This window comes from Neobacillus niacini, assembly GCF_019749295.1.
Lineage (GTDB): Bacteria > Bacillota > Bacilli > Bacillales > Cytobacillaceae > Neobacillus > Neobacillus niacini_D.
Window position 1 is genome coordinate 23701 of sequence record NZ_JACWFG010000035.1, and the last position, 13953, is coordinate 37653.

At 35.6% G+C, this 13953-nt stretch carries 18 protein-coding genes and 1 pseudogene; 16 read left to right on the forward strand and 3 right to left on the reverse strand.

All coding sequences use genetic code 11. The features are described from left to right. Positions 1 to 6 precede the first annotated feature (6 nt). From H0184_RS27115 to H0184_RS27135, 5 genes are all read left to right on the forward strand, one after another. Positions 7 to 1242, forward strand: a complete 1236-nt coding sequence (locus H0184_RS27115) for an MFS transporter (RefSeq protein ID WP_221831042.1) — start codon at positions 7 to 9, stop codon at positions 1240 to 1242. Positions 1243 to 1692: 450 nt separating this feature from the next. Beyond that, a complete protein-coding gene (locus tag H0184_RS27120; RefSeq protein ID WP_221831044.1) occupies positions 1693 to 1869 on the forward strand; it encodes a hypothetical protein in 177 nt (58 codons plus the stop codon). A 235-nt stretch (positions 1870 to 2104) separates the two neighbouring features. Beyond that, the gene (locus H0184_RS27125) at positions 2105 to 3004 is read left to right on the forward strand and encodes an RCC1 domain-containing protein (protein WP_221831052.1); all 900 of its coding nucleotides are present in this window, start codon (positions 2105 to 2107) and stop codon (positions 3002 to 3004) included. 143 nt (positions 3005 to 3147) lie between these two features. Beyond that, a complete protein-coding gene (locus tag H0184_RS27130) occupies positions 3148 to 3486 on the forward strand; it encodes a YolD-like family protein (RefSeq protein WP_221831054.1) in 339 nt (112 codons plus the stop codon). Positions 3487 to 3786: 300 nt separating this feature from the next. Next, on the forward strand, positions 3787 to 4503 hold the full coding sequence (locus tag H0184_RS27135) for an MOSC domain-containing protein (protein ID WP_221831056.1): 717 nt from the start codon (positions 3787 to 3789) through the stop codon (positions 4501 to 4503). 194 nt (positions 4504 to 4697) lie between these two features. Here H0184_RS27135 and H0184_RS27140 read toward each other — a convergent pair whose 3' ends face one another. Then, positions 4698 to 5228: a hypothetical protein gene (locus H0184_RS27140; protein WP_221831058.1), complete on the reverse strand. Its 531-nt coding sequence runs from the start codon at positions 5226 to 5228 to the stop codon at positions 4698 to 4700. 188 nt (positions 5229 to 5416) lie between these two features. Between H0184_RS27140 and H0184_RS27145 the strand changes: the two genes are divergently transcribed. Next, a complete protein-coding gene (locus H0184_RS27145) occupies positions 5417 to 5911 on the forward strand; it encodes a hypothetical protein (RefSeq protein WP_221831060.1) in 495 nt (164 codons plus the stop codon). Positions 5912 to 6064: 153 nt separating this feature from the next. On the opposite strand, the gene H0184_RS27150 is transcribed toward H0184_RS27145, so the two are convergent. Next, positions 6065 to 7081, reverse strand: coding sequence for a metal ABC transporter solute-binding protein, Zn/Mn family (locus H0184_RS27150; RefSeq protein WP_221831070.1), 1017 nt, complete (start codon positions 7079 to 7081; stop codon positions 6065 to 6067). A 231-nt stretch (positions 7082 to 7312) separates the two neighbouring features. On the opposite strand from H0184_RS27150, the gene rpmG reads away from it, so the two are divergent. The 10 genes and pseudogenes from rpmG (at position 7313) to H0184_RS27200 (ending at position 13397) form a co-directional block, all read left to right on the forward strand. After that, entirely contained in the window at positions 7313 to 7462 is a 150-nt protein-coding gene (rpmG, locus tag H0184_RS27155; RefSeq protein ID WP_221831072.1) for a 50S ribosomal protein L33, read from the forward strand. A 98-nt stretch (positions 7463 to 7560) separates the two neighbouring features. Then, positions 7561 to 8763: pseudogene (locus tag H0184_RS27160) on the forward strand (GTP-binding protein). A 128-nt stretch (positions 8764 to 8891) separates the two neighbouring features. Next, positions 8892 to 9188: an AbrB/MazE/SpoVT family DNA-binding domain-containing protein gene (locus H0184_RS27165; protein WP_221831074.1), complete on the forward strand. Its 297-nt coding sequence runs from the start codon at positions 8892 to 8894 to the stop codon at positions 9186 to 9188. Positions 9189 to 9387: 199 nt separating this feature from the next. Further along, the gene (locus H0184_RS27170) at positions 9388 to 9831 is read left to right on the forward strand and encodes an NlpC/P60 family protein (protein WP_221831077.1); all 444 of its coding nucleotides are present in this window, start codon (positions 9388 to 9390) and stop codon (positions 9829 to 9831) included. 187 nt (positions 9832 to 10018) lie between these two features. Further along, positions 10019 to 10351, forward strand: coding sequence for a hypothetical protein (locus tag H0184_RS27175; RefSeq protein WP_221831079.1), 333 nt, complete (start codon positions 10019 to 10021; stop codon positions 10349 to 10351). Positions 10352 to 10441: 90 nt separating this feature from the next. Then, on the forward strand, positions 10442 to 11008 hold the full coding sequence (locus H0184_RS27180) for a phosphatase PAP2 family protein (RefSeq protein ID WP_221831080.1): 567 nt from the start codon (positions 10442 to 10444) through the stop codon (positions 11006 to 11008). A 421-nt stretch (positions 11009 to 11429) separates the two neighbouring features. After that, the gene (locus H0184_RS27185) at positions 11430 to 12077 is read left to right on the forward strand and encodes a DUF5694 domain-containing protein (RefSeq protein ID WP_221831081.1); all 648 of its coding nucleotides are present in this window, start codon (positions 11430 to 11432) and stop codon (positions 12075 to 12077) included. 83 nt (positions 12078 to 12160) lie between these two features. Then, entirely contained in the window at positions 12161 to 12475 is a 315-nt protein-coding gene (locus H0184_RS27190; RefSeq protein WP_221831083.1) for a hypothetical protein, read from the forward strand. Positions 12476 to 12817: 342 nt separating this feature from the next. Further along, on the forward strand, positions 12818 to 13045 hold the full coding sequence (locus tag H0184_RS27195) for a helix-turn-helix transcriptional regulator (RefSeq protein ID WP_221831085.1): 228 nt from the start codon (positions 12818 to 12820) through the stop codon (positions 13043 to 13045). 1 nt (position 13046) lies between these two features. Then, the gene (locus H0184_RS27200) at positions 13047 to 13397 is read left to right on the forward strand and encodes a DUF2178 domain-containing protein (protein WP_221831087.1); all 351 of its coding nucleotides are present in this window, start codon (positions 13047 to 13049) and stop codon (positions 13395 to 13397) included. A gap of 171 nt (positions 13398 to 13568) precedes the next feature. On the opposite strand, the gene H0184_RS27205 is transcribed toward H0184_RS27200, so the two are convergent. Continuing rightward, positions 13569 to 13853 carry a hypothetical protein gene (locus H0184_RS27205; RefSeq protein ID WP_221831089.1) on the reverse strand — a complete coding sequence of 95 codons (285 nt, stop codon included), beginning with the start codon at positions 13851 to 13853 and terminating at the stop codon, positions 13569 to 13571. Positions 13854 to 13953: the final 100 nt, after the last annotated feature.

A 13953-nucleotide genomic window follows, 5' to 3' on the forward strand; every position in this document is an offset into this window, starting at 1 on the left:
TAGGGAATGGCAAATTTAATGGTAAAAAATAAGGCTGTCGATCTATCTGAGCCATGGCGAATGTTATTATTTCTACTGATTGCTCAGCTTATGGTTGCCTTTGTAGGACGAAGCATTGGTCCGCTCGGGGTGTTAATTGGAGAGGATCTTTCGTTAACGAAATCTCAAATCGGAATGTTACCGGCTGCCCTGTTTTTGGGACAGGCGGTAGCTTCTGTTCCCGCGGGATTTCTGACGGATCGCTATGGTTCTCGTAAATTACTGTTAACGGCAGCTTTTTGTTTAGGTATGGGCTTCATCGTCATGATGTTACTTGGCCAGTTTTGGGCCGTTCTTCTGATGGTAATGATTGGGGGATGTGGCTATGGTTCGATGCACCCGGTCACGAACAGGGGAATTATTTATTGGTTCTCTTTAAAGCAGAGAGGTACCGCAATGGGGATTAAGCAAATGGGCGTGACAGCGGGTGCTGCCCTGGCAGGCTTAATTTTACTGCCGCTAGGTGCCGAATATGGCTGGCGGCCAGTCTTGCTCAGCGCATGTATCCTTTTGCTAGTAAGTGGCTGCGTTTCATATTTAGTCTATCGTGATTCACCGGAGCAAGAGGAATCGAACCCTGCTGGCCTTGTTGCTTTTTATAAATCGATGTTTAAAATGCTGAAAAACAGAGCGCTCATGCTTGTAAGTTTTAGTGCGATGGGATTAAATGGCTCTCAAATGTGCTTAAATACGTATCTAGTCATTTTCGCTTATGAGAGGTTAGGTTTTTCCTTATTTCTATCGGGTATCCTTTTAGTGATATCAGAGGTGAGTGGTTCTTTAGGGCGGATTGCTTGGGGAATGATAAGTGATTTCTTGTTTAACGGCAACCGAGTAGTGATTTTATTGATCATAACGGTGCTAACGGCTGTTGCAAGTGTAACATTGGCATTTATTCCTAATGTAAGCTTTTGGACAATGGTCCCCATTGTTGTGATCTTTGGATTTTGTGTTTCAGGCTTTAATGGAATATGGATGAATCTTGCAAGTGAACTGGTACCTCGAGAACAGGCGGGGATTTCCAGCGGAATTAGCATCACTTTGGGTTCCATTGGCGCTGTGTTAATTCCACCTTTATATGGGTACACGGTTGACCAATCCAGCAGCTTTACCTTTGGGTGGCTGTTAATCACAGGAATGATGGTGATTGTATTATCGATGCTTAGTTATCTGGCGATGGTCATTAAGCGGAAAACACTATGATGTAAGGTAAAAAAAGTCCAAGGAATCAGAATTCTTTGGATTTTTTTTATGAAACGCATTTGATGAAAAAGGGGATGAATGTGTGGTTAAGTAGTTGCTGTTCTCTTGAGTAATTTTTCACTAGACATAGACTATGTAGCAGATCATAGTTTTGATTTTCGTGCAGGGTTGAAATCATAGGCGGAGAATTTCCGGCTATTGTTTATAGAGGAACCTTTAGAATCAGTTTAAACGGAGATATTCCGCTTAACTGCTTTAAATAAGACAAATTACTAGGATTTAGAAACTATAAGCGGAATAACTCCGCCTATTTTTAAGGAAATATGGGCATTTCCCAATTTAAACGGATATTCTTCGCTTATTTTTCAAACACAGTGAAATCAACATTCAGTTTTAACAGAGCCTAAAAAATAGACCAGAAGAACCTTCCTAAGGCAATGGGGAAGATCCATGAGAAAACGAGCTGAAGGAATTTCAATGGTCGCAGCAGCTACCTTTATTGCATTCTATTCATCGCCATCAAAGACTGAAGAAACACCCATGAGAATAATGGTCAGGTGGTTTAAAGTATTGGAAGTTTTAGAAATACAAGATGTTAATACTGCTAAATTATTCAAACACACCTAACGATTTATATTTAAAGTAACTGTCCACCATTTTGTTAGGCCAATATCTAGTTTATGATGAGATTAAAAGTTAGTATCTAACAAAAGGATAGTCTTACTAACCTGCTACAAATTGTGGTGCATACCGAACAGATTTTTAGAAATGAAAATCATTTGGTATTAAAACCTAATCTTAAGCCATTATTGGAGGACTCAATATTATTCTGCTAGCGCAGGTGTTTTAAAGGAGGTCAAACATGGATTCCATTTCACCCAATGAAGTATTGTTAAATGTGAAACGACAGCCTAGGTATACTATAGCGGCGGGTCGACGTCATACCGTCGGTCTTAAATCTAACGGAACGGTGATAGCTGTTGGTGATAACAAATGTGGCCAATGTGATGTAAGCAGTTGGAGCAATATTGTAGCGGTTGGTGCCGGTAATGTTCACATGGCGACGAACACGGGTAATGCTCATACAATCGGTCTTAAATCAGACAATACTGTGACGGCTGTAGGCTGGAATAAGCATGACCAATGCAATGTAAACGACTGGCACGATATTATAGCGGTTGCTGCTGGCTGGCGGCACACCATTGGGCTTAAATATGATGGCACCACAGTAGCAGTTGGTCCAAATAATGAAGGTGAATGCAATGTAGGGTGTTGGCAGGATATTGTGGCGGTAGCTGCTGGTGACTGGCATACCATCGGTCTTAAACTGGACGGAACGGTGACGGCTGTGGGTAATAATCGGTATCACCAATGCAATGTAAGTGGATGGCATAATATTGTGGAGGTCGCGGCGGGTTATCTTCATACAATCGGTCTTAAATCGGATGGAAGTGTAATGGCTGTCGGAAATAATAAAAACGGCCAGTGTGATGTAACCGGCTGGCGCAGTATTGTGGCGATAGCGGTGGGAAGTAATCATACAATCGGTCTTAGATCTGACGGTACTGTAGCGGCTGTGGGTTGGAATGAATATGGCCAATGTAATGTAAGTGATTGGCATGATATAGTGGCAATTGCGGCGGGTTGTGCCCATACCGTTGGACTTAAATCGGACGGAACGGTGGTTGCTGTGGGTGATAATGAATACGGGCAATGCGATGTAAGCGGATGGCACGGAATCCAAAAGACGATTGTATATTAATATATAGAAGGAAAAGTGGACCAGCCTGAGTTTAGGTTGGTCCACTTTTATATATTCAGATGTGAAGAAATCAATTCTCGTTCGCATATTATACACATACAGAACATATGTTTGTGTATAATATAAAAGGGAGGAGTGATCAAATGGCAATACGGGATAGAGGGAAATTGAAGTGGCGGCCAGCGTCATTTATTCCGTTAGGGTTTGAGATGAATGCTGCCATGTATAAGGACCAAGAACGGAAAATGAAACCAGTATTAGACGAATATGAGAAGGAGGAGTTTGATCGGAGTATTGCCTATGCCATGGAATATCATCTTCCGGTAGAACTTAAGGTTTGGAGCGAAGGGTTTATAGAAACTGTTACTAGCTTCATTCATTATGTCGATCCAGTCACATTTCAGATGCGAATGGAGGTAAAACCTGGCGAATTTGAACGGATAGCTATCGAAAATGTAGTCGGCGTAAACGTATTAGAGTAATCAACGCAATCTTTTACCATATTCTTACCCTAATAGAGGAGATACCAATAACAGGTTACCACAGGGACGGTTCTCACGGTCAGATTATAACCGTCCCTCATTCCTGAAAACATTTACGATTTAAATACTGAACTTAATCTAACGTTGCGATAGTCCAAGAGGATTATCGCATTTTTTGTTCAAGTTATATTACTAACGGAACAGGAATATTGAAGAAGAACATGGAATAGTTTAAAAATCACGAAATATTATCCAGGTGAGTTAATCTAACAACCTAAAAAAATACGGGGGGGTAAATCTTTGAATCAAAAGAAAGAACGTATAGGAAGAGTAAAAGAAATCAATAGATTTCCAGTTAAATCAATTTTGGGGGAGTCTTTATCCAGCGCCATAGTTAATCATCGGGGTGTACTTGGAGACCGTTTATGGGCAATAAAAAATGAGAATGGTAAATTTGGTAGTGGTAAGACTACTCGGCGATTTCAACAAATGGAGGGTTTATTTAATTATAAAGCAAGATATGAGCGGGACACTCTAATTGTAACAATGCCTGATGGAAATGAATTTCGAGGTGACCAGGAAAGAATACACGAAGCATTAGGTGAGTTGTTAGGGATCCCAGTAAGATTAGTTAAAGAAGAGTCAATTTCACATTTCGATGAAGGACCAATAAGCATTATCACAACCTCTGCATTAAAAATGTTAAGTAAGGATTTAGGCGAAGTAGTAGACCCTCGTCGCTTTCGAGCAAACATGTTATTCGAAACAGAAGGAACAGGTTACCAAGAAGATGAGTGGGTGGGCCGAAGAATTCAAATAGGACCAAGTGTTACCTTAAGGATTGTTGACCCGCTTGAAAGGTGTATCATGGTAAACAATTCACAAGAGGACCTTAAGCAAGATGCCCGGATATTGAGAACTTTGGTAAATAATCATTCTGCGATGTTTGGTGTTTGGGCAAAAGTTGAAAAATATGGTGAAGTAAGTGTTGGAGATGAGGCAATATTACTTGATTAATATTGCTAGATGGTTGTTCAACAAGAATAGTAAATTAGTATCGAGCATCTGAGGTTTGGAAATACGTGGTAAATAAATGAATAGAGATGGGTGTAGAAATAATACAAAATCCAGGAATATAGAGGATTATATTTCTTCATTTATTCCTGGATTATAGGTTGTTTTTATTATTATTAGATTTCCTTGAAGAATTATTAATAATCAAATTGTAGTAAATACAATAAGAATTCACTTTCATTGACTTTTTTTATTTTATACTTACGTAATTGACTTTCAATTTTTTTCTTTTCATCATCTTTATTACTAAACAGATTAGCCAACTGATAAAAACCTTCTGCTAAGATAGTTACTAAACCAGCAGAACCTAATTCTAACCCTAACGTTTCAGTGTCTGAAAGTTGTGATTTAGCTAGTTCTTCCATTTGAGTTTTATATTCGCCTTTAATAGCAATATACGGTTCCTTATTATTAAGGGCTAAAAGCAAATCATCTGTATTATAAACTTCGAAAATAGCATTTTCCATTTCCAACTTTAGTAATTCATCAAGTACGAGTCCTTCACTTTTATTGACTGTTTTAGCAATTGCTTGGATGGTCTTAACGGAATAACTGCTTACATTTTTTTTGTTTACATTTGCGAGCATTTGCTGACTCATTCCAGTTTCTTTAAATACATCGTACCGTTTCTTACCGTTTTTTTGTAAATAAACATCTAAAAGGCTCATCTCTAACTCCTTTCATTAAATAAAATATAATTTACTAAAAAAGTATTTACTAAATTATATTTTAGTATATATGTTAAAAAATGTAAAAGGTTTTATGCTTATTTTCGTTTTAAAGGAATTGCTATGCATAAATGGAATAATCTTATGTAGAACTATCTGGAAACGCGTACGGAAGGGGATATATTTATTTGAAGAAGAAAATAATGGCTCTTGTTGTAGTTTTCTTTGTAGTTATTCTAACGATCGGGTATTTTTCTGTTCCTTTATCCTCTAAAAGCATCATTCCACATTCTAATCAAATAGAACGTATTTATTTTACTTATCCAGATGAAGGTAAAACGAATTATTACTTAATCGAATTCAATGTTAAGAATTCGAATCTTAAACGATTAACGAGTATCTTCGACTCCGTTTCGTATACAAGATCAATTGGAAGTAAAAACATAAGAAATGATGGTAAAACGCTTATAATGTATGTGATCTATCGTGACCGCAACGGAGAATTACTCAATTATGATTTAGATATTAATGAAAAGGGATATGTAGTAAGTGATAAGAAGAAGTTTAAGATGGCAGATGAAGATAAAGAAGTTTTTAAGCAGCTTTCAAAATTTGTGCTAGACGAGGGTATTAAAACGATTGGTACGATTCCACATTCACAAGCAGGGAAAAGGCATGAATAAACCTGTAATATCAATAAAATTACTTCGAAGAATGCGAATCATGGTTACTAATAGAGTATGAGTAAAATAAATAGTCATTATAATAGAAAATCCCTGCCGTAAGAATGAAGGCAGGGATAAAAGAGGACAAAGGTGTAGTTGATTTGTTTGTTGTTAATCGTTTAATGCAGTTTTGATGGTTGTTAAGTTTTGTCTCATAATGCTGAAGTAATCTTCTTTTTGCTTGATATCTTCATCTGTTAAAGCCTCCAGATTATGAAGTGTAAGAGATTCTGCCCCAATTTCCTTTTGGATGATTTCTGCTACCTTTGGAGATACATTCTGCTCAAAAATAACATACCGAATGCTGTGTTCTGTGGATTCAGCAATGATTTCCTGTAATTCTTTTTGCGAAGGCTCCTGTGTTGGTGATAAGCCTGAAATAGGTATTTCTATTATGCCATATCGCTTTTCCCAATAGCCATAAGCAGAGTGAGCAACCAATATATGTTTCGTTTTCGAGCCATCGACGGTTTGCTTAAATTCTTGATCTAGTTTTTCGAGATCACTTTTAACTTGATTGAAATTAGCTTCAAATACTGAAGCATGTTCAGGCAGTAATTCACTCAAAGAATTTTTAATGATTTCTGCTAGATTAATAGAAAGTAAGGGATCTAACCATACATGAGGATCCACGTCTCCATGGTCATGTTCTTCCTCCGTATGCGCGTGCGCTTCGGTTTCACCTTCGTCAGCATGTTCCTCCTTATGTGTACTTTCCTCTTCATGATGTTCCTCTTCAGCATGAGTGGATTCAAGGAGTTCAATTCCATCCGCTGCTTGAAGAATTTCAACATTTTCCTTTTTCAAGGCCTCAGCAGCTTCTTCTGCAAACCCTTCAATTCCAACTCCTGTATAGATGAATAGATCCGAATTGGCAAGTGCAACCATGTCTTTCGTAGATGGTTCAAAGGAATGGGCATCTACATTTGGAGGATAGATACTTTTAACTTCGACGTAACTGCCGCCAATTTTTTTTGTGAAATCTTCAAGCGGATAAATAGTGGTATAGACGGTAAGAGAATTTTTTTCTTTCTTTTCTCCAGTTTTTCCAACTTCTTTGGATCCACAACCTGCTAACAAAAGGCTAAAAGATAGAGCAGAGGCAGAAATAAGTTTAGATATTTTCATAAATTACTCCTTTTATATAATTAAATTTTTAGAATATGGTAAAACGAAATTGTTACGTTTTACATTCTAAAATAAAAATATGCGTTTGTAAATGAATTTAGGAATCATTTCGATTTATTTTTTAAAAGGAAGAGGTTAACGTTCTAACGCTTGACATTAAAACAAAATTGGGATAAAGTGCAAATCGTAATCATTTTGATTTGATAACAAAAAGTCTAGGAAGAAAGTAAAATGCGTGTGAAAATTACACTACAATGTACAGAAACTGGCGACAGAAATTACATTACAACAAAGAACAAGCGGAATAATCCAGATAGACTCGAACTAAAAAAATATTCTCCTCGGTTGAAACGCTACACCATACACAGAGAAACAAAGTAAGCAAATAACACCAGAGTCATATAATGAAGTTATTTAAAAAATGTATAAAATTTAAATCGTAATGATTATTATTTATGAATAGCGAAGGGAGAAAGATCATGATAGATACAAGAATTCCAGTCACTGTTTTAAGTGGGTATTTAGGAGCAGGGAAGACCACTTTATTAAACCATATTCTTCAGAACCGAGATGGATTAAAAGTTGCCGTAATTGTTAATGACATGAGTGAAATTAATGTGGATGCAGAGTTGGTAAAACAGGGAGGGGGGTTAAACAGAACGGAAGAAAAGCTAGTGGAACTATCAAATGGATGCATATGCTGTACATTAAGAGAAGACCTTTTAAAAGAAGTGGAACGACTAGTCGAGATTGGAAATATAGATTATTTTGTGATTGAATCAACAGGTATAAGTGAACCAGTACCCATTGCACAAACTTTTTCTTACATAGATGAAGAGTTGGGAATTGATCTTACTAAGCATTGTAAACTCGATACAATGGTTACAGTGGTTGACGCAAACAGGTTTTGGCATGACTTTGCCTCAGGAGACCTCCTGCTGGAAAGAAACCAGGCTGTAGGTGAAGAGGATGAAAGAAGTGTTGCGGACTTATTAATAGACCAAATTGAGTTTTGTGATGTCTTAATCCTTAATAAATGCGATTTGCTTGAGGAGGAACAATTAATTCAACTGGAGGTTTTTTTAAGAAAGTTACAGCCTGCAGCGAAGTTTCATCGTTCTAAAAAGGGGAATATTCACCCATCAGAGATTTTAAATACAGGTTTGTTTAATTTTGAAGCCGCAAGCGAATCTGCCGGCTGGGTTAAAGAATTAGAAGCGCCTGAGCATACTCCGGAAACGGAAGAGTATGGAATTAGCTCCTTTGTTTATAGAAGTTCGGTCCCATTTCATTCTGAGAGGTTCAATCGCTGGGTGGAAGAAATGCCAGAAGAAATTGTGAGGGCATAAGGAATTGTATGGTGCGCAACCAGGAATGACGTAGCTTTACTATTTTCGCAAGCAGGTCCATCGGTGCAATTAGACCCCGTAGCATATTGGATTGCCTCCTTGTCCCCAGAGCAACAAGCCCACTATTTTGAAGAAGACCCGACAGAAAAAGAAGAGTGGGATGAAAAGTTTGGAGACCGGAAAAATGAAATCGTTGTAATCGGCATTCACATGGATAAAGATGTGGTAAAAACTTCTTTAGATCGCTGTTTACTAACTGAAAAAGAGATGTTAGAAGATTGGAATAAAATGGGTGATCCCTTCGTGTGGAATATTACTACAGCAGTTAAATAAAATGAATGAGCCTGCACTATTTAAATGTAGGCTCATTGATACTATTTTAGAGCCCGCCCTTTCAATCTTATTCTTGATAGAGAATGCTTACATCGAGCAAATAAAAAACATCTCAGGGAGGGATTGAATTGGATAAAGTAAAATTAAAAAAGTCTGGAGAATTGTATATTCCTAAAAATCTTACCAAAATTTTAAATATTGAAGTAGGTGACAGGCTCAATATATTTTTAGAAGGTAAAAAAATCGTATTAACTAGTAAAGCAGGATTTGAAAAAGAAAATAAGTGTACTTATAATCAAAAAGGAACCATTCATATACCGGCAGAAATAAGAAAATTAAGTAATATCAACACAAATGCAGTCTTTACTATTACTATCGATGAAAAGGAAAAACGGGTTTGCCTTATGCCCGATTTAACAGGTTGAATGAGATTGGGAAGAATTCTCTTACGTTATAGGGGCGTTGGTCCAAAAAAGGACTGACGCCTTTTTCGTTGAACGTATTGATCTAAAGCTGCAGTTTAGTTAAAGAAGCATTGCTCAGAGTATTTTATTTCTTCGCAGGAAATAAAGCTCTTTTTATTGAATATATTTCATTAAAGAGATGAATTAGAGGAGACAATAAATGGATAAAAATTATGATGGGTATATTAACAATGCTATTGAGTGGGCTAAAGGTCATTTGAATTCTAAAGAATATTGTTTTATTTGTTTGGCTTTTGTAGAGGATGCATTAGAAAGAAGTAATGACATTGAAATCTTTGGTGGAGATTTTGCAAAAGAATCCGCAGATTTATATGAAGCAAATAAGCAAAGAGGTATACCTCCAAAAGGAACCTTTGTTTTTTATGATTGCATAGGAGTAATTAATGGAGAACGAAAAAATTGGGGGCATGTAGGCTTATCTATTGGTAATGGAGAGGTTATTCATGCTTGGGATAAGGTAAGGATTAATAATTACCTTGATGTAGAAAAGCTAACTGCTGCTCCAGGTTGGGAAAAACCAAGGTTTATTGGATGGGTATCGCTTGAACGTATTATGGTTGGTTTTCAAAGGAAAATTTATTAATGTTTAATATAGAATGTGAAGGAATTACTTAAACAAACGGTGGCGTTGATCCAAGAAGGATTAACGCCTTTTCTTTGCTGTCGAGGTTATGGTATAACGGGGCAGGTTAGCTCAAAATAAAATCCCAAATAAAAGAAGGACATACCTTGGGAAATATTGAATAAAGTACCATTAAGGAATTTTCGATATGGAGTTGATTTCTTTAGGTGAATTGAAAAAAGATGTAATAAGATTGATTGAAATTATTGCAATCTTATCTATTGGTTTACTTTTCACGGTACATATTTTAAAGCCTATTTACGAGAACTTCGGAGTTCTATTTATTGGAAACGTATGGGTTAATTGGTTTGGAGTTTCTTATATATTATTCGTCATATACACGTTGATGGTTGGTTTGTGTATTTCTAAGGAAAGTATTCTCTTTAAAAAGCGACGTACTTCGATAATCTTTTGGCTTATTTTTATTGGATCAAATTATGTAGTCTTTACCCCTTTTATAATAGGTGAAAATCCATTCTAAGATAATAAATAAGGAAAAAATTCGTTGTTAATACTGTTATAATCTTAAAGAGGTAGAGGAAAAAGGTTAAGCATTAAAGGGGACTGTTTAATGAATTTTATAGATATAGATTATGAATGGTTTAATTTGATTAATAGTAAAGTCCAACATTATCCATTATTAGATACAATCATGATTTTATTTGCCGAATATGTTCAATATGCTTTTATTTTATTGATTTTGATGTTGTGGCTATTAAACAAAAACAATTTTCGTGTTATAGCTTTTCAGGCTATGTTTGCATTTACCTTGGCTTATTCGATAAACAGACTTATTGAGCTATTCATTTATAGGGAGAGACCGTTTGTATCACATGAGATTATTCAACTCGTAGAGCATTCTGCAAATTCTTCTTTTCCAAGTGACCATGCTACATCTGCAATAGTAATTGCTTTTACATTGTGGTTATCATCATATCGTTATAAGCATTTATGGTTTTTTCTTGCACTAGGAGTAGCGTTTTCAAGAATATGGGTAGGGGTACACTATCCATTTGATGTAGTTTCAGGGATATTAAATGGGATAATAATAGCGTTATGTACACATTATTTTTTGTTCAAGCTAAAACCTTTAACCTCACTAATTGAAAGACCAATTTTCCAAGGACAACGAGAATAAAAGATTGTAGGAATGGTAAATTATCTATTCTTGTTAAGCAAATGGAGTACGGAGCTGTCATTGAGGCAGCTTTTTTTCTGTTCCACTAACGATGCAGAATAGTTCAATAAGGGATTGGTCTAATGGTAGGATAATATTAGATATAGGGAGTGGATTGTAGTGGACTTATTTTTTATTTTTAATACGTTAAGGAATATAATATCGACTTTTTTTCAAGACGGTATATGGGTTATAGGCTTTTTTTACTTATTGAATAAGTCATTTGAAAGTGAACGACTTAAACATTTTTCTAAATATGTTATCCTAGTTGTTTTTGCAGTGTTATTCCTTTATTCAATATTTGTTAGTATTTAAATGGAACAAAGCAATTTGGGGGAGAGCGATTTGAAAAAAGAAATAATCCTTGTTGGAACCTATCATTTTGAACAAGATAAAGAAATATATAGAAAGAAAAGAACAGGATATACATGACTTGGTAGATTATTTAGCTCAGTACAAACCAACTAAAGTTGCTTTGGAGTGGGAAAGGTCAAACGATAAAGAACTAAATATAGAATACCAAAAATCCAATGGTAATTATTCAATCGAGGAAATTCAACAAATTGGATTTAGGTTAGCAAAAAAGTTAAATCACGATAAACTTTATGCAGTGAATTGGGCAGGACGTATTTCCCAAGAAGATATGACGGAGCTTAATCGATCAATTCAAAATTCGTATCCTGAAATACTATATACCCTAAAAAACGTTAGTGAAAATGCTCCTGAAATTACACTTAAAACTCCACTGATTTATTCATATAGAAAATTAAATGATATAGAATCTACAAAAGAACTTGAGAAAATGTATTTATCTTTTCTTGTTGTAACTGATAATAAAGGAAAAAAGATAGGTTTTGATTTTTTAAACAAATGGATGGAAAGAGAATTAATGGTTTTCAAGAATATTATGGATATGAGTGATACTGAAGATCGCATACTACTCATAATTGGGAGCGACCATCTATGGATGCTTAGAAAATTATTTGATGGGAATGACTGGAATGTTATAAACCCTTTTGAAAGTGAATAACGTATCTAGCCATATTTAACTAATTGGTGCAATTGTTCAATAGAGTAGTCGCTTTTTCAATAACGGAGCGGGGGTGCGGAGAGATGGCTATATGGAAAATGTATCTAATTACTTTAATTGAAATTATTCTATTTTTAATTGTTGGTTTTTTATTAACTGATAATGTCCTAAAAAATGTTTATGAAAGTGCTGGAATTAGATTTATAGGCAATGTTTGGGTTATATGGTTTGGTATATCATTTATGGTTTTTGCATTATATACAATAATACTCTCCTTTGTTTCAAAAGAAAATCGGTTACGTAAGGAAAGATTAACCTCAAAAACATTTTGGGTAATTGTGACTGCTTCTATAGTTGGGATTTTTGTTCCATTTTTTATAGGAGAAATTCCATTTTAGTTCTTCAACAAAGGGGAGCAGAGTAGATGGTCAAGCTACTAATCTAGGTGGCTTTTTATTTTTGAACTAACGGTACAGAATAGTTGTATAAGAAACTGGTGTTATGTGGGTATATGAATAATAAAGAATATTTTGGCCTGATTGGCCATAAAAAACGATAAATAATACCAGATTGATATGTGAACCTGACGGAATCATGAATTCCGTCAGGTTCATTCCGTATTCTGGCTCTTGTTAAATCAAAGTATTATAAGCAGAAATAAATAAATTTTATACATTTGTATAAGTTTACTTTACTTTTGTAAAAAGTGAGTTTATAATTTGGTTCAAGAGGTGATGGTCATGAAGAAAGATTTTGGTGATTCGATATCAAATAAGGTCTATGAATATCGAGTACTTGCTAGAATGTCTCAGCAGGAGTTAGCAGAGAAAGTCGGGGTTTCCAAACAAACCATCTTCGTAATGGAAAAAGGAAATTATGTTCCGACTCTGCTCTTAGCTTTTCGAATTGCCGATTTTTTTAATGTTGATGTAAACGATATTTTTACTTATGTGAAAGGAATTGATTAAAATGATAATTAATTCAATCTCAGATATCCATAACGCAATTTTTTCTCCTTTAAAGTCTTGGGCTGAACAATCTTCAGGAAATTGGAATATTCTCATTGGAGTTGGTTTTTTACTGCTTATTGGTAGTGCGATTTTTACCTATGTTTTTTATAAGAAAATTGGGGAAGACGATGAAAGGACAAATAAAATCTTTTTGAAAAGCTCTTACTGTGTGTTGTGGGCCATTATTCTATGTGACATGATTTTTCCTAAAGATGATATGTGGAACATCTTTTTCTTGTTCAAATATACGCTGGCAATTTTAGCTGGTGGGATTTATCTAGCCGTCCAATATAAAAAGGACTTTACATAAGGATAGGTAGAGGAGCGCGGCTCATAGTGGGGGGTGATTACAAAAGAAATTCACGCCCCTTGTTGAGCTTTATTGAAGGAATGGCTATTTTGTGAAACGTTCTTTGTGCATATGATATCAAAAGAAGAAGAACCCATTATTGAGTTCTTCCTCTAAACATTTCCTGGTTAATTAATTGGAATTTTTATCGTTGTTTAAATCAAGGTTATTAGATGCTGTATGGGTTTCTTCGTCATCCGTCTCCACGACCTGGTTTCCAATAATTCCGCCAGAAACACTGCCTATAACAGCACCAAATAGTCCGAATGGGGCACCTATCATAGCACCCGAAACCGCATCAGTAAAAGTTCCTGCTGCTTCACCACTAATCACTTGATTAGCATTACTACCAGCTTGGTCGTTTCCATTTTTTTCTTCACTTCCACCAACGTTATTTAGTTCGTTATTTTGATCCATCAATTCACCTCCTCGTAAGGTACCATAGGGACGGTTCTCACGGTTCCATTTGATAAAAAATGTCCAGTAGAATGATGTGACCCCCGGAAGTTAGAGTTTT